The organism is Nocardia paucivorans NBRC 100373 (assembly GCF_000308675.1).
GTDB lineage: Bacteria > Actinomycetota > Actinomycetes > Mycobacteriales > Mycobacteriaceae > Nocardia > Nocardia paucivorans.
Genome location: NZ_BAGE01000058.1, coordinates 37,997 through 64,290, shown reverse-complemented (window position 1 = coordinate 64,290; position 26,294 = coordinate 37,997). Strand labels below are relative to the sequence as shown.

At 66.9% G+C, this 26,294-nt stretch carries 27 protein-coding genes; 11 read left to right on the top strand and 16 right to left on the bottom strand.

The features are described from left to right. Window positions 1–175 precede the first annotated feature (175 nt). Entirely contained in the window at window positions 176–1,852 is a 1,677-nt protein-coding gene (locus ON32_RS21900; protein WP_245551222.1) for a bifunctional metallophosphatase/5'-nucleotidase, read from the top strand. A 61-nt stretch (window positions 1,853–1,913) separates the two neighbouring features. On the opposite strand, the gene ON32_RS21895 is transcribed toward ON32_RS21900, so the two are convergent. The 6 genes from ON32_RS21895 to ON32_RS21870 form a co-directional block, all read right to left on the bottom strand. After that, on the bottom strand, window positions 1,914–2,537 hold the full coding sequence (locus ON32_RS21895; RefSeq protein WP_040792870.1) for an NAD(P)-dependent oxidoreductase: 624 nt from the start codon (window positions 2,535–2,537) through the stop codon (window positions 1,914–1,916). 88 nt (window positions 2,538–2,625) lie between these two features. Beyond that, window positions 2,626–3,861 (bottom strand): fumarylacetoacetase, encoded by a 1,236-nt coding sequence (gene fahA, locus ON32_RS21890; protein ID WP_051133550.1) that lies wholly within the window; start codon window positions 3,859–3,861, stop codon window positions 2,626–2,628. Further along, window positions 3,831–5,027 carry a homogentisate 1,2-dioxygenase gene (locus ON32_RS21885; protein WP_040792869.1) on the bottom strand — a complete coding sequence of 399 codons (1,197 nt, stop codon included), beginning with the start codon at window positions 5,025–5,027 and terminating at the stop codon, window positions 3,831–3,833. The genes fahA and ON32_RS21885 overlap by 31 nt, the downstream gene beginning before the upstream one ends. A gap of 80 nt (window positions 5,028–5,107) precedes the next feature. Next, window positions 5,108–5,944 carry an exodeoxyribonuclease III gene (locus ON32_RS21880; RefSeq protein WP_040792868.1) on the bottom strand — a complete coding sequence of 279 codons (837 nt, stop codon included), beginning with the start codon at window positions 5,942–5,944 and terminating at the stop codon, window positions 5,108–5,110. Between the two features lie 44 nt (window positions 5,945–5,988). Continuing rightward, window positions 5,989–6,996 carry an N-acetylglutamate synthase, CG3035 family gene (locus tag ON32_RS21875; RefSeq protein WP_040792867.1) on the bottom strand — a complete coding sequence of 336 codons (1,008 nt, stop codon included), beginning with the start codon at window positions 6,994–6,996 and terminating at the stop codon, window positions 5,989–5,991. After that, a complete protein-coding gene (locus ON32_RS21870; RefSeq protein WP_040792954.1) occupies window positions 6,989–7,576 on the bottom strand; it encodes a peptide deformylase in 588 nt (195 codons plus the stop codon). Before ON32_RS21870 ends, ON32_RS21875 begins: the two co-directional genes overlap by 8 nt. A gap of 351 nt (window positions 7,577–7,927) precedes the next feature. Between ON32_RS21870 and napA the strand changes: the two genes are divergently transcribed. The 5 genes from napA to ON32_RS21845 all read left to right on the top strand — a co-directional run bounded on the left by napA (window position 7,928) and on the right by ON32_RS21845 (window position 12,302). Then, window positions 7,928–8,275 carry a nucleoid-associated protein NapA gene (napA, locus tag ON32_RS21865; RefSeq protein ID WP_040792866.1) on the top strand — a complete coding sequence of 116 codons (348 nt, stop codon included), beginning with the start codon at window positions 7,928–7,930 and terminating at the stop codon, window positions 8,273–8,275. An 18-nt stretch (window positions 8,276–8,293) separates the two neighbouring features. Further along, the gene (locus tag ON32_RS21860; protein WP_040792865.1) at window positions 8,294–8,875 is read left to right on the top strand and encodes a LytR C-terminal domain-containing protein; all 582 of its coding nucleotides are present in this window, start codon (window positions 8,294–8,296) and stop codon (window positions 8,873–8,875) included. A gap of 111 nt (window positions 8,876–8,986) precedes the next feature. Then, entirely contained in the window at window positions 8,987–9,685 is a 699-nt protein-coding gene (gene sodC / locus ON32_RS21855; RefSeq protein WP_040792864.1) for a superoxide dismutase[Cu-Zn], read from the top strand. An 11-nt stretch (window positions 9,686–9,696) separates the two neighbouring features. After that, complete coding sequence (locus ON32_RS21850) at window positions 9,697–10,845, top strand: glutamate--cysteine ligase (protein WP_040792863.1); 1,149 nt, start codon at window positions 9,697–9,699, stop codon at window positions 10,843–10,845. 74 nt (window positions 10,846–10,919) lie between these two features. Further along, entirely contained in the window at window positions 10,920–12,302 is a 1,383-nt protein-coding gene (locus tag ON32_RS21845; RefSeq protein ID WP_373284349.1) for a phosphatase PAP2 family protein, read from the top strand. Here ON32_RS21845 and mnhG read toward each other — a convergent pair. The 9 genes from mnhG to ON32_RS29060 form a co-directional block, all read right to left on the bottom strand. Further along, window positions 12,262–12,609 carry a monovalent cation/H(+) antiporter subunit G gene (gene mnhG / locus ON32_RS21840; RefSeq protein ID WP_040792862.1) on the bottom strand — a complete coding sequence of 116 codons (348 nt, stop codon included), beginning with the start codon at window positions 12,607–12,609 and terminating at the stop codon, window positions 12,262–12,264. The genes ON32_RS21845 and mnhG overlap by 41 nt on opposite strands. After that, window positions 12,606–12,866 (bottom strand): monovalent cation/H+ antiporter complex subunit F, encoded by a 261-nt coding sequence (locus tag ON32_RS21835; RefSeq protein WP_040792861.1) that lies wholly within the window; start codon window positions 12,864–12,866, stop codon window positions 12,606–12,608. Before ON32_RS21835 ends, mnhG begins: the two co-directional genes overlap by 4 nt. After that, window positions 12,863–13,381, bottom strand: coding sequence for a Na+/H+ antiporter subunit E (locus ON32_RS21830; protein WP_040792952.1), 519 nt, complete (start codon window positions 13,379–13,381; stop codon window positions 12,863–12,865). The genes ON32_RS21835 and ON32_RS21830 overlap by 4 nt, the downstream gene beginning before the upstream one ends. Window positions 13,382–13,397: 16 nt before the next feature. Then, a complete protein-coding gene (locus ON32_RS21825; RefSeq protein ID WP_040792860.1) occupies window positions 13,398–14,993 on the bottom strand; it encodes a Na+/H+ antiporter subunit D in 1,596 nt (531 codons plus the stop codon). Beyond that, the gene (locus ON32_RS21820; protein WP_040792859.1) at window positions 14,990–15,391 is read right to left on the bottom strand and encodes a Na(+)/H(+) antiporter subunit C; all 402 of its coding nucleotides are present in this window, start codon (window positions 15,389–15,391) and stop codon (window positions 14,990–14,992) included. Before ON32_RS21820 ends, ON32_RS21825 begins: the two co-directional genes overlap by 4 nt. A 52-nt stretch (window positions 15,392–15,443) precedes the next feature. Continuing rightward, entirely contained in the window at window positions 15,444–18,260 is a 2,817-nt protein-coding gene (locus ON32_RS21815; protein ID WP_040792858.1) for a Na+/H+ antiporter subunit A, read from the bottom strand. Window positions 18,261–18,442: 182 nt separating this feature from the next. Continuing rightward, window positions 18,443–20,692: an AAA family ATPase gene (locus ON32_RS21810; RefSeq protein WP_174361660.1), complete on the bottom strand. Its 2,250-nt coding sequence runs from the start codon at window positions 20,690–20,692 to the stop codon at window positions 18,443–18,445. A gap of 37 nt (window positions 20,693–20,729) precedes the next feature. Beyond that, window positions 20,730–21,185, bottom strand: coding sequence for a hypothetical protein (locus ON32_RS21805; protein WP_040792856.1), 456 nt, complete (start codon window positions 21,183–21,185; stop codon window positions 20,730–20,732). A gap of 113 nt (window positions 21,186–21,298) precedes the next feature. Continuing rightward, the gene (locus tag ON32_RS29060) at window positions 21,299–21,457 is read right to left on the bottom strand and encodes a hypothetical protein (protein ID WP_157224284.1); all 159 of its coding nucleotides are present in this window, start codon (window positions 21,455–21,457) and stop codon (window positions 21,299–21,301) included. A 200-nt stretch (window positions 21,458–21,657) separates the two neighbouring features. Between ON32_RS29060 and ON32_RS21800 the strand changes: the two genes are divergently transcribed. Beyond that, window positions 21,658–22,110 (top strand): SRPBCC family protein, encoded by a 453-nt coding sequence (locus ON32_RS21800; protein ID WP_040792951.1) that lies wholly within the window; start codon window positions 21,658–21,660, stop codon window positions 22,108–22,110. Here the strand turns inward: ON32_RS21800 and ON32_RS21795 are convergent. After that, window positions 22,085–23,131 carry a beta-ketoacyl-ACP synthase III gene (locus tag ON32_RS21795; RefSeq protein ID WP_040792855.1) on the bottom strand — a complete coding sequence of 349 codons (1,047 nt, stop codon included), beginning with the start codon at window positions 23,129–23,131 and terminating at the stop codon, window positions 22,085–22,087. The two genes, ON32_RS21800 and ON32_RS21795, sit on opposite strands and share 26 nt — an antisense overlap. 232 nt (window positions 23,132–23,363) lie before the next feature. Here ON32_RS21795 and ON32_RS21790 point away from each other — a divergent pair, with 232 nt between their 5' ends. The 4 genes from ON32_RS21790 to ON32_RS21775 all read left to right on the top strand — a co-directional run bounded on the left by ON32_RS21790 (window position 23,364) and on the right by ON32_RS21775 (window position 26,289). After that, window positions 23,364–23,636, top strand: coding sequence for a GlsB/YeaQ/YmgE family stress response membrane protein (locus ON32_RS21790; protein WP_040792854.1), 273 nt, complete (start codon window positions 23,364–23,366; stop codon window positions 23,634–23,636). Window positions 23,637–23,769: 133 nt separating this feature from the next. After that, window positions 23,770–24,495: a phosphatidylserine decarboxylase gene (locus ON32_RS21785; RefSeq protein WP_040792950.1), complete on the top strand. Its 726-nt coding sequence runs from the start codon at window positions 23,770–23,772 to the stop codon at window positions 24,493–24,495. Further along, window positions 24,495–25,433: a CDP-alcohol phosphatidyltransferase family protein gene (locus tag ON32_RS21780; protein WP_051133549.1), complete on the top strand. Its 939-nt coding sequence runs from the start codon at window positions 24,495–24,497 to the stop codon at window positions 25,431–25,433. Before ON32_RS21785 ends, ON32_RS21780 begins: the two co-directional genes overlap by 1 nt. Before the next feature lie 55 nt (window positions 25,434–25,488). Beyond that, window positions 25,489–26,289, top strand: a complete 801-nt coding sequence (locus ON32_RS21775; protein WP_040792853.1) for a Clp protease N-terminal domain-containing protein — start codon at window positions 25,489–25,491, stop codon at window positions 26,287–26,289. The last annotated feature ends 5 nt before the right edge of the window (window positions 26,290–26,294 follow it).

The following is a 26,294-nucleotide window of genomic DNA, read 5'->3' as shown; positions in this document are numbered from 1 at the left end:
CGCGGCACGGCCCTTTCGGGGCCGTGCCGCGCGGCGTATTCGCGGGCTCGAATCATCCGGGCGGCGAAGGTTCTCGGCGTCGTGGCGGGGTGGCCGGACCATCGGTTCCGACCGGCCTGTGGAATTCACCATCCGGTCGCCCACCGGTCGTTCCACTCTGCCAAAGTCGGAAGGTATGGGTTTTGTGCGTCGGATGGTCGGGGGATGCGCCGTATTGCTGAGCCTGGTGACGGCCGTCGGATGTTCCGATACGGCCGAGGCACCGTCCGATGCGGTACCGCTGATGTCGACCGATGATCTGCCCGCCGCCGAACCGGGTGAGGTGCACCTGTTCGGTTTCAACGATCTGCACGGTCATCTGCAACCACCGGAGGCGAGCAATGGTCTGGTCGCCGACCACACTGCCGGTGGTATCGGTTATCTGGCCGCGCACCTGGACCGGTTACGTGCGGCATACCCGGACAGCGCGGTGCTGTCGGTCGGCGACAATATCGGCGCGAGTCCATTGGTGTCGTCATTGTTTCACGACGAACCGACGATCAACGCCCTCAACGAGATCGGAGTGGCCGCGTCCGCGGTCGGCAATCACGAACTCGACCACGGTGTCCTGGAATTGGCACGGTTGCGGGAGGGAGGTTGTGCGCTCGACGGTTGTTCGCCCGGCGCGCCTTTCACCGGAACCGATTTCCCGTTTCTGGCCGCCAATCTGACCGACGCCCAAGGGCATCCGGCGCCGGGGGTGCGGGCCTGGACCATGGTGGAAGTGGGCGGTCACCGGATCGGGGTGGTCGGCACGATCACCCCGGAGACCGCCCACCTGGTGTTCCCGGAGGGTATTCGCGGCTACACCTTCGGTGATCAGGTCGAGGCAATCAACAGGTATGTGCCGAAAATGCGGAAGGCGGGCGCCGAAACCGTGGTCGCCCTGGTTCACGACGGTGGACGTCAACAGGTCTCGGCGGCGGCCACCGACTACAACGGGTGTGCCGATATCACCCCGGACGTTCCCGACCTGGCCCGCCGCACCGATCCGATGGTGCGCACCATCCTCACCGGACACAGCCACCAGGCGTATGTGTGTGTCATCGACGGCAAAGTGGTGACCCAGGCCGGTTCCTACGGCCGGCTGGTCACCGACGTCACGCTGCGTTTCGCCGACGACGGTGTCACCGTCTCCGCCGTGAACCGGGTGGTGACCCGGACCGTGGCGACCGATCCCGAGCTCGACCGTATGGTTGATTTCTACACCGCGCAGGCCGCGCCCCGTGCCGAACGAGTGATCGGCACGGCCACCGCCTCCTTGCCCCGCGCCGCGAGCGAATCCGGGGAATCCCCACTCGGCGATGTCATCGCCGACGCCATGCTCGATGTCACCGCCGAACCCGCGCGGGCGGTGGCGGCGTTCATGAACCCCGGCGGGGTGCGCGCCGATATCAATGTCGGCCCGATCACCTTCGGCGCCATCTACGCGGTGCAGCCGTTCGGTAACCAGGTCGTCACCGTCACCCTCACCGGTGGGCAGATCCTGGACCTGCTGGAACAGCAGTGGGACAACCCGAGCGAACCGACGGTGCTGTCGGTGGCCGGTATCACCTACGCCTACGACCCCGCGGCGCCGCCGGGACGGAAAGTGCTCGACGAAAGCGTGCGAATCGGTGGGCAACCCTTGAACAGGGTCGCGAGATACCGGGTGACCACCAATAATTTCCTGGCCTCCGGCGGGGACGGGTTCGAGGTCTTCACCCGAGGCACCGATATGACCGTCGGACCGAGCGATCTGGAGGCCCTCGAAACCCATCTCCGTGAGCGCGGGGCGATCGAACCGCCCATGCCACGGATCCGGCGGCGCTGAGCGCTCGGACCTCGGATCGGAAAGGTGGGGCGGCTGCCTTCTCGAAGTGGGCCTCCGTCCCTCAATTCGAGATACCGGGTGTCCTGTGCAGATAGTTGCGGTCGGTTATCTGGTCGAGCAGGAATTCCGCGATATCCGCGCGGGAGATCTTCAAGGTGAGGTTGCGCTCCTCGGGGCCGAAACCGTGTCGGTAGTCACCGGTGCGTGGTCCGTCGGTGAAGGCGCTGGGGCGGACGATGGTCCAATCCAGGGTGGAGGCCCGCACGTATTTCTCCTGCTGCTCGTGGTCGGCGAGGGCCGGACGCAGCAACAGGCCGAACATAATGTATTTCCACAGAAAATCGAGGCTGCCGCGGCTGTCACCGGCACCGAGGGTGGACTGGCAGATCAGCCGCTTCACCCTGTTGCGTTCCATGGCGGCGATCACCTGTCGGGTTCCCTCGGCCCGCACCACCCCCTTGCGGCCGTTGCCCAGGGTGACCAGTACCGCGTCCTGTCCGGCCACGGTCCGTTCCACCGCTGCCGGATCCGACACGTCCCCTTCGACCACGTGCAGTCGAGGGTTCGTCCACGTGGCGCGACCGGCGTCGCGGGTGAGGACGGTGACCTCGTATCCGCGTTCGAGCGCCTGCTCGACCACATGACGTCCGAGGGAACCGGTTGCTCCGAAAATCGCGATTTTCATGATTGCTCCTGAAGTTCGAAAGCCCTGTCTGCGGGTCGAATTCAGTACAGCAAGCACCGCCGAGACGAACCATGGTCCGAACTCTCGACTACATAAGCGGCCGTCTATTGCCTCGAGGTGCCGCGGCGGCGGGCCGAGCGGGTGCGATCCGGCCGGTGACCTCGCCGAGCCCTATTCGGGAGCCGGCTGCGCCGGGTGCCGTGGCAGTAATGGTGACCTCGTCACCGTCGTGCAGGAAGGTGCGCTCGACCCCGTTCACGATCAGGGGCTCCTGTCCGTCCCAGGACAGTTCCATGAACGAACCGTACCGATCCCGGGATGGGCCGGAAATCGTGCCCGAGGCATAGAGATCGCCGGTACGGGTGGCGGCGCCGTTGATGGTGAGATGCGCCAGCATCTGCGCCGCCGACCAGTACATCGCGGAATACGAAGGGCGGGAGACGACCTGACCGTTCCAACGCACGCACAGGTCGATATCCAGGCCCCAATTATCATGTTCGCGCAGGTAGGGAAGCGGTTCGGGGATCTGCGGCGGTAGCGGGACACGGGCCCGCGACAGCGCTGCCAGCGGGGTGACCCAGGCGGACATCGAGGTGGCGAACGATTTACCGAGAAACGGGCCCAGCGGCCGGGACTCCCAGGCCTGGATATCCCGAGCGGACCAGTCGTCGACCAGGGCCACCCCGAAGACATGGTCGGCGAACTCGTCGACGGCCAGCGGACGATCCGAGCCGACCCCGATGACGAAACCCAGTTCGGCCTCGATATCCAACCGTCGCGAGGGGCCGAAGACCGGGGGCCCGGCCGCACCGCGGTGCTGGCCGCACGGCCGCACGATCTCGGTTCCCGACACCACCACCGTTCCGGCGCGCCCGTGATACCCCACCGGCAGATGACGCCAGTTCGACAGCAGGGGCTCGGTCTCGGGGCGCAGCAGCCTGCCCAGGTTCGTGGCGTGGTCGATACTGGCGTAGAAGTCGACATAGTCCCCGATCCGGACCGGTAGCGCCAGGCGCACTTCCGAGAGCGGGAACAGGGCCGTGGCGGCGATCTCGCCGTCGAGCAGTTCGCGCACCTGCTCCCGCACCTGTTGCCAGCGTCGCGGGCCCTGCGCCAGGAAGGCGTTCAGATCCGATCGGGCGAATACGTCGTCGCCCAGAGCGGCGGCCAGGTCCAGTACATGATCGCCGATCCGCACCCCCACCCGCGGTGGCGCGCCGTCCGGGGCGAACACCCCGTACGGCAGATTGTCGGGTCCGAAAAGGGAATCCTCCGGGACCTCGACCCGCACCCTCACCGTGGCCCCCGCCCCGACCACGACCATGCATACTCGGGGTCCTCGCAGGCCAATGCGCCTTCCCCGAGTTGCAGCGGCCGGAAAGTGTCCACCATGACCGCCAGCTCGTCGAGGAACTTCAGCCCGATACCGCCCTCGTAGGCACCCGGCTGCGGGCCGTGCGCGTATCCACCGGGGTGCACCGATACCGATCCCGGTCCGATCCCCGAACCCTTGCGAGCCGCGTAGTTCCCGCCGCAGTAGAACATGACCTCGTCGGAATCCACATTCGAGTGGTAGTACGGCACCGGAATCGACAGCGGGTGATAGTCGGCCTTGCGCGGCACGAAATCGCACACCACGAAACCGGACCCCTCGAAGACCTGATGCACCGGCGGCGGCTGGTGCACCCGGCCGGTGATCGGCTCGAAATCGGCGATGTTCAGGGCGAACGGGTACAGGCACCCGTCCCAACCCACCACGTCGAACGGGTGGGTGGCGTACACCATTCTGGTGCCCACCACCTGTCCCGCCGCGCGATGCTTCACCAGCACCTCGATATCCGTCCCCTCCGCCACCAGTGGTTGGGTCGGACCTCGTAGATCCCGTTCGCAGTACGGCGAATTCTCCAGGAACTGACCGAATCTCGACAGATATCGGCGCGGTGGGGTGATATGGCTCGACGCCTCGATCACATAGGCGCGGAGCGGTTCGGTCCCGTTCGGCACCCACCGATGCGTGGTCGCGCGCGGTAGGAGCACCTGATCGCCCTGTCGTACCGAGAGCGCGCCGAAAACCGTCTCCACCTCCGCGGTGCCGGATTCCACGTATACGAGTTCGTCTCCCAGGGCATTCCGATACAGCGGTGAGGCACCCGAGGCGACCACGTACAGCAGGCGCACATCGGCATTGGCCAGCAATAGCCGTCGGCCGGTCACGGGGTCGGCGGCCGCGGGCGTATCGCCGCAGAACAGTTCGTGCAGTCGCAGATGACGATGTCGCAGCGGATGGTTCGGTGTCGTCACCCCATCCGGCAGCTCCCATACCGTCGAATCGACGATCGCCGGTGGTAGTTCCCGGTGATACAACAGTGCGGAATCCCCGGAGAAGCCCTCTTCGCCCACCAGCTCCTCGTAGTGGAGCCGCCCCCGTCCGTCGCGGTGTCGGGTATGCCGCTTCGGCGGCACCGCCCCCACCTGTCGATAGAAAGCCATGACACCTCCCGCCGAACGGACGGACAGCCACTGTCCATGGTAGGCCGCTCCACCGCCCGTTTCGGCCGGTTACGAGGCCTTCAGCTCTCGGGGCCGGCCGTCGCGTCCCCGAATTCGGCGATCACCGGGGCGTGGTCGCTGGCGCCTTTGCCCTTGCGCTCCTCGCGGTCGACCCGCGAGTCGGTGACGGTGTCGGCCAGGGCGGGAGAGGCGAGGATGAAATCGATGCGCATTCCTTCTTTCCGCGGGAAGCGCAACTGGGTGTAGTCCCAGTAGGTGTAGACACCGGGGCCCGGGGCGAACGGGCGCATCACATCGGTGAAACCGGTGTCGAGAATGGCGGTGAAGGCATCGCGTTCCGGTTGGGAGACATGGGTTTTGCCGGCGAAGAATTCCGGCGACCACACATCGTCGTCGGTGGGGGCGATATTCCAATCGCCGACCAACGCCAGCTTGACCGCCGGGTCCTCCCGCACCCAGTGTTCGGCATTGCGCCGCAGAGCGGCGAGCCAATCCAGTTTGTAGCGGTAGTGCGGATCGTCGAGGGCGCGACCGTTGGGCACATACAGGCTCCACACCCGAACCCCGCCGCAGGTCGCGCCGATCGCCCGCGATTCCACGACCGGAGTGCTGATCAACGACTCCTCGGCGTCACGATCGAAACCGGGCTGGCCGGGGAAGGCGAGTTCCACATCCTCGAGGCCGACCCGGGAAGCGATGGCGACCCCGTTCCACTGGTTCAACCCCGCATGCGCCACCTCGTAACCGAGCTCCTCGAACCGCTCGAACGGAAACTGGTCGTCTCGGCATTTGGTCTCCTGGATGGCCAGGACATCGATGTCCTGGCGCTCCAACCAGGCGATCACCCGGTCCACGCGGGCCCGGATCGAATTGACGTTCCAGGTGGCCAGGCGCACGGGCGCTCCTTGTCTGTCGAGGGATGGTCCGCGGTGCGGTGGGGTTATCGGTCCGCGGTCGGGGGTGTCCCGAGTACGGCGTAGCGGTAGGTGTGGTGATCGAGGAAACCGAGATTGCGATACAGCGCGAGTGCGGGCACATTATCGGCTTCGACCTGCACATACGCATGGGTTGCCCCGCGGTCGCGGCCCCATCGGATGAGTTCCGCGCACACCAGTCCGGCCAGCCCGTGTCGCCGGTGCTCGGCTGCCACCGCCACACACGACAGACCGATCCAGCGCCGCCCGTCGGGGGCGTCGGTGACCGCCCCGCGGCCGATCGCGATCGGTTTCGGCAACCCGAGCGCGGCGAAACCCACCTCACCGCCGCGCACCGCGGTCAGCACCTCCGGTAGCGGTACGGGCGGGATGTGCCCGCTCGGCTCGTTTCCGCGATAGCGATGCAATTCCAACCAGGCCACATCCGGTTCCGGGGCGATCCGCACCATCGACGGGCCCTGGAGCAGGACGAAATTGTCCACATCGAGGCCGAGCACCGCCGTCTCGCCCCAGCTGTTCCACCCGGGGGGTACGGTGGCCAACCGATCCGGCAGGGCCAGCTGTACCGGCAGTCCGTGCGCGGTGTACCAGGAGCCGATTCGGTGCAGTACGTCCGTGGTCAATTGCGCCGGCCCCGACGAGTCACCCAGCGGCAGGGCGGAGTTGGCGCGACGACTGTAGCCGTTCCCGGCGCGAAGCAGCCAACCACCGATCCAGGCGTGCTGGATTCCCGGCCAGCCGTTCGCCGCCGCGGCTTCCAGGGCCCTGATCTCGCTGGTGCGGATAGGTCTGGGCGTCAAGGCCTTCAACGCCACCACCTCCTCCGGTGACACCGTCACCGGGGTGCCGTCGGCGGCCTGGACGGTGAGCGGGTCGAGCGAGGTGAGGATTCCGATCACATCGGTGTACGCCTGTGTGTGATCCGCGGGCAGGCGATATCGCAGGACGACCCGACGCCCCAGTGGGATATCGGGCGGTCCATCCGCGGATTCGACACTCCCCGGATCAGTCATGTCCGAACGGGTCCGGGTCGGAACCGGGTAGCCAACTCAGACCGGGAGTACCCCAGCCGTTCCGCTTGATCGCCTTCTTCGCCGCCCGGGCGTTCCGGCCGATCAGCACATCCACATACAACTGCCCGTTCAGATGGCCCACCTCGTGCTGAAGCATACGGGCGAAGAATCCTTTGCCCTCGATCTGCACCGGATTGCCGTGTTCGTCGGTTCCGCTGACCCGGGCCCAGTCGGCCCGGCCGGTGGGGAACTGCTCGCCGGGCACGGACAGGCAGCCCTCTTCGTCGTCATCGGGGTCGGGCATGGTCTCCGGGATCTCGGAGGTCTCCAGCTCCGGATTGATCACCACCCCGCGTCGGCGGGTCACCGTGCCGTCATCGGCCTGATCGGGGCAGTCGTAGACGAACAAACGCTTGGACACCCCCACCTGGTTGGCCGCCAACCCGACCCCATTGGCGGCCTCCAGCGTCTCGTACATATCCGCGATCAGCCCGGCCAGTTCTTCCGGCGTCTCGGTCACCGGCTCGGTCGGACGGTGCAGCACAGGATCGCCAACGATGACGATGGGCAGGATTGACATGAGGTAATTATTGCCGTGCCCGTCGATGTCGCGCTGCGCACGGGTGGACACGCGTGGGGCGAGGAAGGCTTTCGGTCGGATGTGCGTGGTTCAATGTTTCGAGGCAGAAACACGAGGGCCGGCACCCGACGGGTAGGCCTTTCGTGCTCGGGTGGAGGCCTTATCGCATCTGGTACGCTCCAGAAATGTCGCCGCCGGACTAGCGGAGACATGAAACGCCTGTGGAGCGGACGTAAGACCGTGCAGGGCTCACCCTGCCGGCTGCCTGCGATGAAACAGGAAACCCGACTCGCGAGGGTCGGGATTCCCTCCTCTCCGGGAGGGGAGGAGGTCAATCGGCGAGGGAGCAAGATGGACGGCGCAGCGGCGCGGGATCTGCCCGCAACCCACAGCAGCCCTGCAGCGGGCGCAGATATCCCGAACCCGGAATCCGACGACAAACCCGATACCGGGCTCTCCCGGCGCGAACACGACATCCTGGCCTTCGAACGGCAGTGGTGGAAGTACGCCGGCGCCAAGGAAGAAGCCATCCGCGAGCTGTTCGGTATGTCGCCGACCCGCTACTACCAGGTGCTCAATGCGCTGGTCGACCGCCCCGAGGCATTGGCCGCCGACCCGATGCTGGTCAAGCGTCTGCGCCGACTCCGCAGCAGTAGGCAGAAGGCGCGTGCCGCGCGGCGTCTCGGCTTCCAGGTCTGACGCGCTAGGCTCCACCAGGTGAGCAATTCGACCCCTGGCTCCGGTGGACCGCCGCTGCGCGCCCTGGCGATGGTTCTGATCGCATTGTCCATCACCTTCGCCGGTCTGGGCGCGATGTCGCTGACCAGTGCGGATTCCGAGAGCTCGGACGACACGGAGGCAACAGGACAGGCGACCACCAGTGTGGCGTCCCAGGTCACCGCGCGTACCACGACCGCGGTGGCGGCGGACACCACGGATGGTTCGGCGACCGCCACCACGCCCGGCGCGGCAGCCGGATCCACCACCGATGCGACGAGTACCACGACGAGTTCATCGGCGTCCGGGGTGGATCGAGCCACCCCGGTGCGGGTGCTCAACAACAGCACGGTCGCCGGTCTGGCCGCCGATACCGCCGCCGAACTCGCCGGCCGCGGCTGGACCAATACCTCGACCGGCAACTACGCGGGTTCCATCATCCCGAGCACCACCGTGTACTACGGCGACGAACCGGGCGAACGCGAGGCCGCGGAGGCGGTTGCGGCGGACCTCGGTGCCACCACGGCCCCCAAGATTCCCGGCCTGGGCGACGGGGTCGTGGTCGTGGTCACCGGTAGCTGAACCGCGCCGCCGGCGGGCGGCACCGTCGAACATGGCATCATCGTCTCCGATAAACGAGCGTGTTCATCCCGTCCTGCTCGATAAACTCGGTACTCGTAAAGGAGTCCCCCGATGGCATCGTCCACAACTCGTCGCCCGTCTTGGCGGAGCGTGACACCGGTGCTGGCTGTCGCGGCCTTCGGTCTCGTCGCCTGCTCCAACAGTCAGGAGTCCAGTGATGTCCAGGGAACCACTCCGCCGGTATGGACCAGCTCTCCCGCTCCGGCCGGAAGCGAGCACGGCACCGAAGGGCATCACGGGACCGAGGGAGGCGCGCCGAAGTCCGAGGGCGCGAAGTTCGAGTTGCGCAACGCGTCCGGTTCGTCGGTCGGGACAGCGCAGATCACCGAGGAAGGTGACCATGTGCGGCTCACGGTCGAGGCGCACGGCCTCACCCCGGGTTTCCACGGCCTGCACTTCCATCAGAACGGCAAGTGCGAGGCCAACTCCACCCCGCCGGGCGGTGGCGCGCCCGGTGACTTCCTATCCGCGGGTGGACACCTGCAGGTCGGCGCCACCAACGCTCATCCGTCCAGCGGCGATATGACCTCGTTGCAGGTCCGCGGCGACGGTAAGGGATACCTGGTCACCACCAGCGATGCGGTCACCCTGGACCAGCTGCGTGGTAAGGCGCTCGTGATCCACGCCGGAGCCGACAACTTCGGCAATATTCCCGGCCGTTACAGCCGTGAAGGCGGCACCGGCCCCGATGAGAACACTCTCTCCACCGGAGACGCCGGCGGGCGCGTCGCCTGCGGCGTGGTCGAATAGGTTGGTGCGCAATGGCGGGCGGGGCACAGGTCGAACCGGTTGACTTTCCGGGGTCACCTCGCCCGACCATCGGTATCGAATGGGAGATCGCGCTCGTCGACAAGGTGAGCCGCGATCTGTCCAATACCGCGGCGGCGGTTTTCGACGAGGTGGGCGAGCTGCGCGCGCACGACGGCACCCCGCAGATCACCAAGGAACTGTTGCGCAATACGGTTGAGCTCGTCAGCGGGGTACACGACACCGTCGGCGCCGCAGTCGAAGATCTGCTCGGCACCATGCGCGCGGTCCGGCGGGCCGCCGACCCGCTCGGGGTCGATCTCTTCTGTGCCGGAACCCATCCGTTCGCCCAATGGTCCACCCAGCAGCTCACTCGGACCGCGCACTACGACGAGCTGATCGAACGCACCCAGTGGTGGGGGCGGCAGATGCTGATCTGGGGTGTGCACGTCCATGTCGGGGTTTCGCACCGGGACAAGGTCTTTCCGATCTTGAACTCGCTCCTGCTGTCGTATCCGCACCTACTCGCACTCTCGGCGTCCTCGCCCATGTGGTCGGGTTCCGATACCGGATATGCCAGCAACCGCGCGCTGATGTTTCAGCAATTGCCCACCGCGGGGCTGCCGTTCCAGTTCGAGAACTGGCACCAGTTCGAGCATTTCGTGCACGACCAGTTGAAAACCGGTGTGTTCGAACAACTCGGCGGAATGCACTGGGATATTCGCCCCGCGCCGAAATGGGGCACGATCGAGGTGCGTATCTGTGACGGTGTTTCCACCTCCTGGGAACTGGCCGCATTGGCCGCCCTCATCCACTGCCTGATCGTGGACCTGGACCGGCGGGTGGAGAACGGGGAGGAGTTGCCCACGCTGCCGCCGTGGCATGTGCAGGAGAACAAATGGCGAGCCGCGCGTTACGGTCTGGACGCCATTGTCATCGTGGACTCCGACAGTAATGAGCGTCTCGTCACCGAGGATCTCGATGACCTGCTCGAACGGTTGGAACCGACCGCGCGGCGCCTGGGCTGTGCCGACGAACTGGCCATGGTGGCCGACATCCCCCGACGCGGCGCGAACTACCAGCGGCAGCGCAAAGTGGCCGCGGCCGCCCAGGGCGACCTGGTGGCGGTGGTGGACGCACTGGTCGAGGAATTGAAGCAATAACCGGGCCGCCGAGGGGAAAGCTGCTGTTCGGCAGCACGGGATCCCTACGTTCACCCGCCGTTTACGATATGTGAGTGCTAGTCGAAGACCCGAATATCGGAGCAGGACCCGCGGGGCGGAATTTCCGCCTGCCGCCACGGGGGATTCGGGTTGTCGCCATCGCCGCCGTACCGACGCTGTTGGTGATATTGCAATCGGTGGCGGTATGGCGAGGCTACGAGGGCCCGCTGGAAAGCCTGTGGCGCGATTATGCGGGCACCCCCAAATCCATGACGGTGCCGTGGGCGGGACTGGTGCTCGCGCTGGTCGGTCTCTCGGGACAGGACCGGATCGTCGCCCTGGCCGTCGCGGTGGGTCTCGACGCCGTATACGCCGGGCTCCGGCTCGCCGCCGGCGAACCGTTGACCGTCGGCAATGGACCGGTGCTCGTGCTCACCGGCCTGGCGCTCGTGGCCTGGTTGCGGTGGCACGGCCGGCGGCGGCGCACGGCCCTGCACGCGGCGGCCCTGGGGGCGCTGCTGATTTTGGCCACCAAGGTGGGTGATGTCTGGCTGCATCTCACCATCGACGTTCGACCGACGGTACTCGACCAGTACGTCATATTGGCCGACCACGCCCTCGGCGACCCGTCCTGGGTGATGGGCCGGGTGCTGGACACGCTGGGACCGGTGGCGCAGGCGGTGCTGCACTGGGTCTATATCGAACTGCCGGTGGCCGCGATAGTGGTCGCGGTATGGCAATTACGTCGGGTCACCGTCGGCGGACAGTGGCCGAGCCACTACCTGGTCCGCACCTTCCTGGTGCTCGGACTGGTGGGGCCGCTGATCTACCTGCTGTTCCCGGTGGTCGGTCCGATGTTCGTCTACGGGGTCGACGGACACGGGCTACAACTGGGCAACTACTGGCCGCAGGTATTGCCGCCCATCGACCGGTACCCCGCGGAACTGCCGTTCGACGCCGTGACCCCGCGCAACTGTATGCCGTCCATGCACACCGCCTGGGCGCTGGCGGTCTTTCTGCACACGCGTCGGGATATCGACGGCGCCCCCGCGCCGTGGTGGTTGCGCTGGGGTGGCACCTTCTGGCTGGTGGCCACCCTCGCGGCCACCTTGGGCTTCGGCTACCACTACGGGGTCGATCTGGTCGCGGGTGCGGTGCTGTGCCTGACGGTGGATTCGGCGCTGCGCGAAGCGGAACGTGGGTGGGGTTGGTTCCGTATCCGGCTGGTGGGGGCCGGCGCGATCATTCTGGCGGTGCTGTTGGTGAGCTACCGATTCCTCGCGGTGCCGATGGCCGAATACCCGGTCGCGGCCGGCATGGTGGTTTTGGCGCTGCTGGCCGGGGTGGCGGCCGGCTACCACACGACGTGGTTCGCCGGCCGGCAGATCGCGCAGCTCGCACCGGACGCGGAGCGGTTCACCGCTGTGGACGCTCCATCTCGTCCCCGAGTTCGTTGACCGCGAGCAGTCCGTCGCGGTGCCGTTGTTCCCGGTAGGCGGTGCGGCCGAGCAGGTGGGCGATCACCGGGGCGGTGAGCAGGGTGAACAGTCCCACCAACACCAGCATCCAGACGTTCGGGTCGTCGTGCACTCGGACGATTGTGCCGATCAGCACCAAATTCAGTCCGATGACCTGCGGTTTGGTGGCCGGGTGCATCCGAATGAGGGTGTCGGGGAACCGGACGATGCCGATGGCCGCGGTCAGCGCCATCAGGGTGCCGATAATGATGAAGGTGCCGGAGATCCAGGTCCACACGGTGCTCATTGGTCATCCCTCACCCGGAAGCGGGCGACAGCGGCCGACCCGAGGAAACCCACCAGCGACAGGGCCACGATCCCGGGCACCACGGAAGTGTCCCGGCTGTAGGCGGCCCACACCGCCAGCCCACAGATGGCCATGGCGACGAGCGAGTCGATTCCCACCACGCGGTCGAGGGTGTTCGGTCCGGCCAGGATGCGATAGGCGGTGATCAATGCCGCCGCACTGAGCAGGGCGGCGGCCACCACGGCCACGACTATCATGAACTCACCTCCGGGGTCGGCTGCTCGAATGCCTCGATCAACAACTGCTCCAACCGTCGGTTGATGCGATTGAACTTGTCCACCGCCTCCGCGCTGCCGATATCGATGACGTGCACGTACACCACCCGGCGTTCTCGGTCGATCTCCAGCACCACGGTGCCCGGAATCGAGTTCAGCAGGTTGGCGCACAGCACCATCACCAGATCCGAGGTGAAACGAAAACGTACCCGCAGCACACCCGAGATGGGGGGCGGCGCCGGGCGGATGGCGAACCAGGCCACCTGCAAACTGGATTCGAGGGCGTAGTAGATGCTCACCCCGATCAATCGGAGCAACGGCAGGATACGCAGCCGGCCCCGCACCGGCACCTGGGGCAACGGCAGGGCCAACATGATCACCAACCCCACCACCAGACCGCCGAGGACATTGGCGATATCGACCTGCCCCCACAGCAGGACCCACACCGCGGTCAGCCAGGCCAGCACCCCGATCCGCACCATGCTTTCTCTGCTCATCGCCGGCTCCTCGGGTTCATCGGGGATCCCCACCGAGTACGGCGCCGATATACGGGCCGCGATCGCGCAGATCCGCGGCGGCCCGATCGGTGATGCCGAGTATCGGCCCGGCCCACACGGTCAATGCGAGCGCCACCGCGACCAGCGCGGCCGTCGGCAACACCATCAGCGTCGGTAGTCTGCCGGGATCGGCGCGCTCGTCGTAGAGCATGTCCGTGCTGTTCTCCATCAGGGATGGCAGGGTGGCCGCCGCCAGATGGCCTTCCGGTGCCTGTTCTCGTGGCCGCCAGAACGCTTTGCTCCACACCCGGGCCATCACATACAGCGTGAGCAGACTGGTCAGCACCGAGCCTCCCACCAGCACCCAGGCCAGTACGCTGCCGTTCTGCGCCCCGGCCTGCAACAATGCGACCTTGCCGATGAATCCGGAGAACGGCGGGATACCACCGAGGTTCAGCGCCGGCACCAGGAAGAGCAACCCCAGTGCCGGACTGACCAGGGCCAGGCCGCCGACCCGCCGCAACGATGCCGAACCGGCCTGTCGCTCGATGATGCCGACCACCATGAAAAGCGTGGTCTGCACCAGAATGTGGTGCACCACGTAGTACACCGCGCCGGACAACCCGGCCGCTCCCGTGAGCCCCGCCCCGAACATCATGTAGCCGATATGGCTGACCAGGGTGAACGACAGCAGACGGCGGATATCGTTCTGCGCCAGCGCGCCGAAAACACCCAACAGCATGGTCAGCAGTCCGGCCACGAGCAGCAGGGCGCCGAATCCTCCGTCCGGGAAGAACAAGGTATAGGTGCGAATGATGGCGTAGACACCGACCTTGGTGAGCAACCCGGCGAAAACCGCGGTCACGGGGGCGGGGGCGGTCGGGTAGGAGGCAGGCAGCCAGTTCGACAGCGGGAAGACCGCCGCCTTGATCCCGAACGCCACCAGCAGCACCCCGTACGACGCGTAGCGCACCCCGTCCGGCAGGTTCGCCATTCGCAGCGCCAGATGGGCCAGATTCAGGGTGCCGGTCGCGCCGTAGACGACGGCAATGCCGATGAGGAAGATCAGCGACGCCACCATGGAGACCACCACATACGCCACACCCGCCCGGATACGTTCCGCGGCCGCGCCCAGCGTGAGCAGGACGAACGACGCCACCAGCAGGATTTCGAAGCCGACGAACAGGTTGAACAGGTCACCGGCCAGGAACGCCATCGATACACCGGCGCTGAGCACCAGATAGGTGGGCCAGAAGATGGAGGTGGGTTGGTGGGCGGCCTGATCGCGGATGTTCTGGCCCGCGCCGTAGACGGCCACCGCGAGCAGCACGATCGACGACACCACCAGCATGGTGGCCGACAGTCGGTCCACCACGATGGTGATCCCGATCGGCGTTTCCCAACCGCCCACCTGGATGGCGGTGGTGCCGTCCCGGTCGGCCGTGTACAGCAGCAGGCCGCATACGGCGACCAGGAGACCGAGCGAGATCAGGGCCACCAGGCGTTGAGTGCGCGGTCGACGGGCGAATACCAGCGTGGCCGCTGCGGCCAGCAGCGGAATCAGCACCGGTAGGGGTGCCGTCCAGACGATCAGGTTGTGCGGCGGGCTCACTGCTCGGGGTCCTCCTGCTCGCGTCGAGTAGCCGTTTCGGCCTCCTCCGATTCGGTCCCCATCTGCTCGCTGGTGGTCAGAATGTAGAAGCGATAGGCGAGGGCGAGCACGAATGCCGCCACGCCCATGGTGATCACGATCGCGGTCAGGATCAGGGCCTGGGCCAACGGATCGGCCATCTCGGAATACTCGGTCCCGCCCGGGGCGCCCTTGATCGGCGGTTTCCCCGCACCGCCGCCCATGGTCAGGATCAGTAGGTTGACCGCGTTGCCGATCAGGAGAATGCCGAGCAGCATCTTCGATACGGTCCGCTCCAGCAGCAGATACACCCCGCACGCCACCAGCACACCGATGACGATCAACAGGGTCAGGTTCACGCTGCCCGCTTCGTGGATCATGTTCGGCTGCCCTCCGTACTCGCGTGATCTGTTCGCCGCGGGTGTCGATCGATCATGAGGCGGACAGTTCGTGATCGAGACGCGCACCGAGACTGCGCAATATGTCCAGTACCAACCCCACCACGATCAGGTACACGCCCAGATCGAAGAACAGTGAGGTCACCAGCTTGATGTGGCCGAGCAGCGGCAGCGTCACCTCCAGAATTGCCGACGACAGCGGTGGTGCGCCCAGCAACAGCGATACGGTGGCGGTGCCCGCGGCCAGGGCGAGGCCGGCGCCGAGCAGATGCCCGGCATCCACCGGCAGGGTTTCGCCCAATTCGTATCGCCCGCCCGCGAGGTAACGCAGCACCAGCGCCAGGCCGGCAGTGAGCCCGCCCGCGAAACCACCGCCCGGGGCGTTGTGGCCGGAGAAGAAGAAGTACACCGAAAGCACCATCATGGTGGGAAACAGCAATCGGGTGCTGATCTGCAGGACCATCGATCGCTCTCGCCGGTCCACCAAGCGGCCCGCGGGCAGCCAGCTCACCAGATCCGGCCGATAGCCCGGGGCGTCGGTGGCCCGGGGCGGTATCCCGAAGCGGCGGCTGCGGAACACCAGTGACGCCACCCCGGTCGCCGCCACGACCAGGACCGAGATCTCGCCGAGGGTGTCCCAGGCGCGGATATCCACCAGCAATACGTTGACCGCGTTCTTCCCGCCACCGTATTCGTAGGCTGCGGTGGGGATACGGTGCCAGATCGGTTCGGTGTCGCGGGCGGCGAAGGCGAAGGCGCCGAGGACCGGCACCGCGATACCGACGACAATCGCCGGCATGGCCCGGCGAAAGTGGAACCCGGTCTGTCGCTCGGGGCCGATCTCGGCCGGGAAGGCCCGCAGGACCAGGACGAACACAACCAGGGTGAGCGTCTCCACCAGGAATTGGGTCAAGGCCAGGTCCGGTGCGCCGTGCAGGGCGAAGATCACCCCGCAGCCGTAGCCGGTGACCCCGACCACCAGCACACTGGCCAGGCGGTTGCGCAGGACGGTCGCCGCGCCCGCCATGGCGATCATGACCGCCCCGATCACCGCTTGCAGTGGGGAGTCCCACAGCCGCAACTGCACCCCGGTCCGGGTGCCCAGCGCCAATACGACGGAGGGCAGAATCACCAGGACACCGAGGATGACCGACAGATTGAGCGGTAGCGACCCACGTTGCACCGAACCGGTCAGGCGCATCGATACCCGGTCCATGGCGTGCAGAACGGCGTCGTAGGCGCGGTCGGCATTGCCCAGCAGGGTCGAGGATTCGCCGAAGAGTCCGCGGGCCGCGAACAGGGCGGCGCCGACGGCGATGACGACCATGCTGAGCGCGAGCGGCCCGGTGAAACCGTGCCACAGCGCCACCGCCTCGGCCGGTACGCCCGGCAGCAACGTCGTGTACGGGCGCAGCAATCGGTCCATCCACGGTGCGGCGAGGCCGGCGCCGAGGCTCGCCACGGCCAGCAGCGCGGGTGGGGCGAGCAACCAGGCTCCCGGGGGGTGCCAGGACAGCGCGCGGGTGTCATGTGCCCCGGCCGTCTCGGTGGTGGCGCGTTTGGTGGCGAACGCTCCCCAGATGAATCGGGCGCTGTAGGCGACGGTCAGCATGGAACCGAACACCACGCCCGCGCACAGCAGGGTCCGCACCGAGAAGGTCAATGTTTCGGCATGGAGAACCGCGCCCAATGCGCTCTCCTTGGCCACGAACCCCCACAGCGGTGGGATGCCGGCCATACTCAGCGCGGCGAGCGTCGCCACCCCACACAACAGCGGTGCGCGCCGGCCCAGGCCGCTGAGTTCGCGCAGATCACGGGTCCCCGCCCCGTGATCGATAATGCCGACGACCAGGAACAGGCACGCCTTGAACAGGGCGTGCGCCACGATCATCGCGACTCCGGCGAGGGCGGCGTCGGGGGTGCCGATACCCACCAACAGGATCAGGAACCCCAGCTGGCTCACCGTGCCGAAGGCGAGCACCAGTTTCAGATCGGAGACCTGCATGGCGCGCAGACCGGCCAGCACCATCGACACCAGACCGAGAGTCAGGATCAGCGGATGCCATACCGGGTCCTCGGCGAAGGTCGGGGCCAGCCGGGCCACGAGATATACACCCGCCTTCACCATGGCGGCGGCGTGCAGATACGCGCTGACCGGGGTGGGCGCGGCCATGGCGCCGGGTAACCAGAAATGTAGCGGGACGATGGCGGATTTGCTCAGCGCGCCGACCAGGATCAGCGCCACCGCGATATGCACCGCCACCCCGCTCGGCCGCTGTTCGGCCGCCAACAGATCCGATAGCAGATAGCTACCGCCGACCTGTCCGAGTATCACGATGCCGGTCAGCATGGCCAACCCGCCCGCGGCGGTCACCAGTAACGCCTCGATGGCTGCCCGGCGGCTGTCGAGGCGCTCGGAATTGTGCCCCACCAAAAGGAAGGACAGGACCGTTGTCGCTTCCCAGAAGATGTACAGCAACAACATGTTGTCGCTGGTCACCAGGCCGAACATGGCTCCGGAGAAGGCAACCAGCTGCCCTGCGAACGCGCCGAGCCGGGGTTCGTCGTCGTCGAAGTAGCGGGCGCAATAGATCAGCACGAGTGCGCCGATACCGAGTATCAGCGCACTCATGAGACCCGCCAACGAGTCGAATCGCAGATCGAGGTCCAATTGGATGGCCGGTGCCCAGGCCAACTGCACACTGTGTGTTTCGTTCCAGTGCGCGACCACCCAGGCCAGCCCGCCCAATGGCACCAGTGCCAGCGGGAAGAAGACATTCCGCCCCAGCGCCCGCACCCCGTACGGAGCAGCCATCGCGGCCAGGGCATGGGCGAGCAGGATGGCGAGCAAACTTCACTCCGTCTGTTCGATATGGCGGGGTGGTGCGGTTTTCTTCGGCTTTTTCCTACAATCCTATGTGCTGTCGTCGGGTTGGCCCGGGAAAAAGGATGTGGGGATGGGCATAGTAACCGGGCAGCATGCATCACCGGCCGGCGGGTAATGGCATGGCGGGTGTCGACCGACGGTACCTCTCAGCTGCGGTTTTCGGCGTAGCGGCGCAGGGACTCCACCTGCTCCGGGTCCAGCGAGGGGCGCACCGCCTTACGGGCGGCAGCGATATCGTCCGCTGTGATGTCGGCCGCGTTCACATCACGCCGCATGGCGGAGAGCGCGGACTCGCGCAACAGCGCGGCACAGTCGGCGGCCGAGTATCCGTCCAATTCCTCGGCCAGAGCCGGCAGGTTCACCCCGTCGGCCAGCGGGACCGAGCGGGCCGCGGTACGCAGAATGGCCAGTCGGGCCGCGGCGTCCGGTGGCGGAACGAAGACCAGCCGTTCCAATCGGCCGGGCCGCAACAGCGCCGGATCGATGAGTTCCGGTCGATTGGTGGCGGCGAGCACCACCACATCGCGCAGCGGCTCCACCCCGTCGAGTTCGGTGAGCAGCGCGGCGACCACCCGGTCGCCCACGCCGGAATCGGAGCTCTGGCCCCGCCGGGCCGCCAGCGCGTCCACCTCGTCCAGGAAGATCAGCGAGGGCGCCGAGTCGCGGGCCCGCTGGAACAGCTCCCGCACCGCGCGTTCGGAGGAGCCGACCCATTTGTCCATCAGCTCGGCGCCCTTCACCGCGTGCACACTGAGCTGCCCACTGCCGGCCAGGGCTCGGACCAGGAAGGTCTTACCGCAACCGGGTGGACCGTACAGCAGCACACCTCGGGGCGGTTCGATACCGAGCCGGGCGAACGAATCGGGATGTCGCAGCGGCCACAGCACGGTTTCGGTGAGCGCCTGTTTGGTTTCGGCCATATCGCCGACATCGTCGAGCCCGAGACTGCCGATGGCCAGTTCCTCGGTGCCCGACCGGGACAGCGGTCGGATCACCTCGAGCGCGCCGGTCAGATCCTCCTGGGTCAGTATCGGATCGGTTTTTTCCCGACTGGCCCGCGAGGCCGCCCGCAATGCCGCTTCCCGGCACAGCGCCGCCAGATCCGACACCACGAAGCCAGGGGTGGCTGCCGCGATCCGGTCCACCTTCAGCTCACCGGTCGGGACCTTGCGCAGCAACTGCTCCAACAGCGTTTTGCGCACCGCCGCGTTCGGTAGGGGTAGTGCCAGTTCCCGATCGCACAGATCGGGGGCGCGCAACCGTGGGTCCACCGCGGTGGGATGGGCGGTGGTGGCCAGTAATGCGACACACGGTTTGGCCACCGCCGCGCGCAGTTGGTCCAGGATGAGCGTGGCCACGGGTTCGGCCGGATCGGGCAGCAACGCGTCGATATCGGTGATGAGCAGAATTCCGCCCTGCCCGTCGCCGATCCGGGCGACCGCCGCGGCGACCTCACGCAGCCGGGCTCCACCCTCGGCGGCCCCGACGGAGGGGCCGTCCAATTCGACAATGCGCCGCGGTGCCGCGGCCGCTCGCGCGAGGGTGGCCTTGCCGACTCCGGCCGGACCGGTGATGAGAATCCCCAGATGCGGTGAGGCGCCGAGGGTTTTCAACAGTTCTGGTTCGTCGAGGGCCAGCCCGAGCCATTCGCGAAGTTTGTCCGCCTGGGCATGTACCCCGATCAGATCGTCCACCGAGATCGGGGGCGGCGGGGGCGGCGGCGTCGATACCGTTGGCGCCGAGAGGGATTCGTATACACCGTTGCCCTCGGGGCCGGCCGGGGTCGCTCGTCGCGCGGTCACCCCCGTGCCGTCGTCGGGCATGGTCGCCTCGGCAGCCGCCCCCATGCTCCATTCGACAGCGGTATTCGGCTGGATGCTCACCGGCCCGCCCGCGGGGTCGATGGTGACCACGGTGATCAGCTCGGACGTCCAGGCGATACCGAATGCCCGGGACAGTGCCTGGCTCGCAGCCGAGCTCGGAATATCAGGGCCGAGATCGCGGGGGAGCAGCGATACGGTGTCGCCGACGGTCACCACCTTGCCGAGCAGAGCCTGGCGCAGGGTCGCGGCCGGAATGGAGTGGGTGGCGTGCCGCGATCCGCTCACTACGACGCGTTTGGCCCCGTGGACGGTCGCGGGGGACACCATCACGGTCGCGTTCTCCCGCAGCCCGGCATTGGACAGTGTCACGTCGTCGAGCAGGACCGTCCCGGGGGGTGTTCCTTTCGGCGCCCGCCCGGCGACCGCGGCCGTGCGCCGTGATCCCACGAGGGTCACCCCATCCCATTCGCGCATTCCGAGCGCGGCCAGTACTTCCGGATGCAGCCGGATCACGCCGCGCCGCGCATCGGCGGCGGAGGGGTTCAAGCGGGCGGTCAATGCCAGTTCAGCCATCGTGACCATTCTGCCCGGATCCGCCCGGGGTGCGCCGCTAGTTCTTCCGGATCAGGCCCGCGGCGCCGGCCACCGGTGTATCGGCGAGGTTGCTCGCATTGCAGACCAGTATCGCGGTGCCCAGGGCGACATTCGGGCTACCCACGAAGGAGCTTTCCGGATGTTCGGCGAGAATCTGCTCGATCAGCGCTTTCTGTTCGTCCTCATCCAGCGCCTTGAACTGGGCGCAGGTGGTGTCCGAGGCGGTGGTCGGGGCGGCTTCGCCCGGGTCGGTGGGCGTTTCGTCGGTGTCGACCGGTGTTTCCGATTCGGGTTCCGATTCCGCCGAGTCGTCCGGCCGCGCGGTCTGCGAGGGATCGGCCGCTTCGGAGGTTGCGGCCGCGCTCGCCGGCGCAGCGTTCGTTTCGTCGGCCCGATCGTCCGATCCGCATCCGGCCAGCAGCAATACGAGAGCTGCGGTGGCCGGGACGACGACTGAAGAAATTCGCTTCATCACGTGCTTTTCCCGGTGGTTCGCGGCGTCGGAGCCTCCGACGCATCCGCAGCAGAGTACCGGGCGGTCTCGTCGCCGCACTTCGGGTAGTGGGCGGTACCGGATATTCGGGTTCAGACGCGGTGCCGGCGCACCAGTTCCAGTTCGGTGGGGGTGAGCAGCCGTTCCAGCCGCTCATCGATACGGTCTCGGTCTGCCTCTTCGGGCTCGACAACAGGCAGCTGCGGCAGGGCGTCGGTGGATCGGCGGCGCAGTAGCGAGCGAAGGTTCACGGCCCATCACCTTACATTTGCTGAATGTTTGCCGATGACTGTGTCTTGCTTGCGATAGAACGCGACAACCGAGTGAAGTGCTGTTTTCATTGTGCCGGTCGGATCTGTTCGAGAGGTAGCCGGCCACTCGGAACGTGACCCATCCGTCGCCTGTCGCTACCCTTTCCGATACTTGCAGTTTCGTGTACCCGGAGGCAGCGTTGCCGAAGAACTTGGAAACCAGTATCGATATCTCCGCGCCGCCGGAGCGAGTGTGGGATGTGGTGTCCGATCCGCGGCGGATGCCGGAGTTCAGCCCGCAATGCGTCCGGATGATCACCGTGGGCCGTCCACGGGCCGGTGCCTGGACGATCAACCTCAACCGTGCGGGGTGGAAGTTCTGGCCCACCACGGCCCGCATCGTGCGCTACGAGCCGAACCATGCACTGGCCTTCCGGGTCAACCAGAACCGATCGGTCTGGAGTTACACCCTGGAGCCCATCGAGACCGGCACCCGCCTGATCGAGCGTCGGGATATGCCCAACGGGACCACGGTCTTCTCCCGCAAGGCGATCGACCTCGTGCTCGGCGGTGAGGCCGCGTTCGAGGAGGCGCTGTTGCGGGGAATGAACGAGACCCTCGCCAAGATCAAGACAGCGGTCGAGACGAACTGAACTCCGGCAGCGTGACCACCTGTGCCGCCCACGACAGCCCGGCGCCGAAGGCGATGAGCAGGGCGGTATCGCCCGGTTTCGACCGGCCGGTGCGCAACAGGGCCTCCATGGCCAGTGGGATCGAGGCGGCGGAGGTATTGCCCGTCTCCTCGATATCGTTGGCCAGCACGCAGTTCTCCGGCAGCTTCAATACGCGCGCCATGATTTCGATGATCCGGCCGTTGGCCTGGTGCGGAATCATGGCGTTCAGGTCCTCGGTGGACAGTCCGGCCCGATCGACCGCATCCCGACAGACCTTTTCCAGCGAATGCGCGGCCCAGCGGAATACCGCGGTGCCCTCCATCGCCAGATAGGGCCGCACCGCATCCGGGCCCTTCTCCTCGATTTCGGCGAAGAACTCGAGCCAGTCCTTGTCCTGGCGGATGGCATGGTGCTGGGTGCCGTCCGAGCCCCATACGGTGGGGCCGATGCCCTGGTCGTCCGCCGGTCCCACCACCACCGCGCCGGCGCCGTCGGCGAACAGGAAGGCGGTGGAACGATCCTTTGGGTTGACGGTGTCGGTGAGCTTCTCCACCCCGATGACCAGTACATGCGAGGAGGTGCCCGCCCGTACGAGATCCGACGCCATGGCCAGGGCGTGACAGAACCCGGCGCAACCCGCCGAGATATCGAAGGCCGCGGCGCCGTTCATACCCAGCTCGGTGGCGATACGCGGCGCCGCGGCGGGGGTCAGCAGCAGATGGGTGGAGGTGGCGACGATAACGCAGTCGACCTGGTCGGTGGCGATACCGGCCGATTCCAGCGCACCGCGGGCCGCCGCAACGCTCATCGAGCGGATGGTCTCGGTCTCGTCGGCGAACCGCCGGGTGCGAATCCCCGACCGGGTGCGGATCCATTCGTCGCTGGAGTCGATCGGACCGGCCACCTCGTCGTTGGTGACCACGCGAGCGGGGCGGTAGACCCCAAGTCCCAGGATTGCGGTGTGCTGTGCCCCGGTCGTCTGGGCGAGTCGAGCGGCCATGGTCGTCTCCTATATACCTGCGGCGGGGCCGCGGGGTCGTCCCCGAATTCGATGTGGTTCCTCACCTGGAGTCGGTGCGAACACCGGTGCCGGGCAATCCGTAGACATGAGGCACCCTCATATTAGCTCGAAGTTCGAACAGCGCAATGCGGTTTGCCTCCCCCATACCGGGTATTCGCACCATGCGCCCGCCCCGGGGCGTGATCCGAACTAGAGTGGAGCGAGGGAGAATATGCTCGGTCTCGGTATTGTCGGGTGGATCATCATCGGCGGTATCGCCGGGTGGATCGCCAGCAAGATCATGCACACCGACGAACAGCAGGGCATCCTGCTCAACATTGTCGTCGGCGTGGTGGGCGGCCTCTTGGGTGGCTTCCTGCTCAGTGTCCTCGGCGTCGATGTGGCCGGTGGCGGGTTGATCTTCAGCTTCATCACCTGCCTGGCCGGTGCGGTGATTCTGCTGTTCCTGGTCAAGTTGGTGACCGGTCGCAGCCGAGTGGGCTGACACCGGGTGCCACCGACCCGAAGCGCGTAAGGTGTGATCGCCTGCGCCTGTTCGTTCGGCCGGTATGCCACCGCTATGGCGGCACACCGGCCGAGCCGGCGCGGAGACCGCACCGAACACGAAAGAGGAGTCTGTGGCACGCCGTCCCACCCCGCCCGGCACGCCCGAACGCACCGGTCTCGGCCATGTGGTCGATTTGGTGCGCCATGCGATCCCGCCACTACATCCGGCCGGTCTGCCGTTCGTGGCAGCGCCACTGGCCGTCGCGGTTCTCGGTGGTAAACGGCGCTGGGTACGTCGAGCCGGATTGGTGACCGCCGCCGCGTGCGCGGCGTTCTTCCGTCATCCGCACCGGGTCCCCCCCAACCGTCGCGGCGTGGTGGTCGCGCCCGCGGACGGGGAGGTCGCCCTGGTCGACACCGCCGTACCGCCCGCAGAACTGGGCCTGGGCGATCGTCCGCTCCCACGGGTGAGCATCTTCTTGTCCGTATTGGACGTGCACGTCCAGCGCACCCCGGTATCGGGCACCGTGCGTGCCGTCCGGCATCAGCCCGGGCAGTTCCGTTCCGCCGACCTACCCGAGGCCAGCGCGGTGAACGAGCGCAACAGCATGGTCATCGAGACCGTGACCGGTCAGCGGGTCGTGGTGGTGCAGATCGCCGGGTTGCTGGCCCGTCGGATCGTCTGCGACGCCGTGCCGGGTGATGTGCTCACCATCGGTGACACCTATGGTCTGATCCGTTTCGGCTCGCGGGTCGACACCTATTTCCCGGAAGGCACCGAGCCGCTCGTCGATCTCGGACAGCGCACTATCGGAGGGGAGACGGTGCTGGCGGTACTGCCGCCCGCCGAGGCGTGATGGAGCAGATCGTCGAGGGACGGCGGCGCCGAACGATTCGGCTGCTGCCGAGCATCATCACCATCCTGGCGCTGTGCTCCGGGCTGTCCGCGGTGAAATTCGGCCTGGAGGGGGAATGGGGGGTCTCGCTCGCCATGATCGGCGCCGCGGCCGTCCTGGACACCCTGGACGGGCGGCTGGCCCGGTTGCTGTCGGCCACGACCAAAATCGGCGCGGAGCTGGACTCGCTGTCCGACGCGATCTCCTTCGGGGTGGCACCGGCGCTTGTGCTGTATGTGGCGTTGCTCGATGACGACAGCGGCGTCGGGTGGATCATCGCATTGATGTTCGCGGTGGGCATCGTCTTGCGGCTGGCCCGGTTCAACACCCTGATGGACGACGACACCCGTCCGGATTGGGCGCGCGATTACTTCGTCGGCGTCCCGGCCCCGGCAGGTGCGCTCATCGCCATGGCGCCCGTGGCGCTGTATCAGCAGCTGGGTCCGGGTTGGTGGTCCAATTTCTATGGGGTGGCGGCGTGGACCATCTGCACCGCCGCGCTGTGCGTGAGCACCATTCCGACCTTGGCGCTGAAGTCGGTGTCGGTGGCGCCGCAGGCCGCGGCCGGGTTGCTGGCGCTGGTGGCCCTGGCCGGTGCCGCCCTGGTGACCTATCCGGTGGTTCTGCTGCTGGTGCTGATCGTGCTGTATCTGGGGCACATCCCGTTCGCCTGGTACTCGCAGCGGTGGGTGGCGGCGCGGCCGGAGACCTGGCAGCACAAACCCGCCGAACGCCGGGCACAGCGGCGGGCCGATCGGCGGGCCGACGGCCGGATCGCCGGGTTGCGACGGCCGGCGCTGCGCCGCCCGGATATCCGTCGACCGGTATTGCGAGGGGATTCGCGCTTGCGGTTGCGGCGGCCCGGTGGAAAACGCGATCGGGAGGACGCCGGGCACTGATCCCTAGCGTCAATCTAGGGTTGACGAATCCTTATCGTCAACCTAGGGTTGACGCATGTCTTCTACTGTACGTTTGGACGACCTCATCGAGGTCATCAAAAAAGCCCGTCCCGACAATGTGCTCGACCAGCTCTCCGATGCCGTGGTTGCCGCGGATCACCTGGGTGAGGTGGCCGATCATCTGATCGGCCATTTCGTCGACCAGGCCAGGCGCGCCGGCGCTTCCTGGACCGAGATCGGCGCGAGTATGGGGGTCAGCAAACAGGCCGCGCAGAAGCGGTTCGTTCCCAGAACGCCCAGTGATCCCGCGGCGGCGACCATGGATCCCAATGCCGGTTTCGGCAAGTTCACCGAGCGTGCCCGCGCCGTTGTCGTGGCTTCCCAGGAGGCCGCGCGGATCTCGGGCGGTAAGCAGATCGGACCGGTGCACCTGGTGTTGGGACTGCTCACCGAGCCCGACGCGCTGGCCGCCCGGCTGATCGTCGATCAGGGCATCTCGGCCGAAGCACTCGAGGCCGCGGCCATCGCGGCGGCGGTGACGCCGGAGGCGGAGGCCGACGCGTCGGACAAGCTCACCGGTGCGGCACTGCGTGCCGCGGTCGCCTCGGGAAAGATGCGCGGACTCGTCCCGTTCGACACGGGGGCCAAGAAGGTCCTGGAACTGACCTTCCGCGAGGCCCTACGGCTCGGGCACAACTATGTCGGCACCGAGCACATCCTGTTGGCGTTGCTCGAGAACGAGAACGGAACAGGTCTGCTGTCCGGGCTCGGGCTGGTGAAATCGGCGGTCGAAGGGCGGCTGCTCGAAGTGCTCGGCCAAATCGTGGCGGAGCGGGATTCGGCCGGCGAGGAGTGATCCGG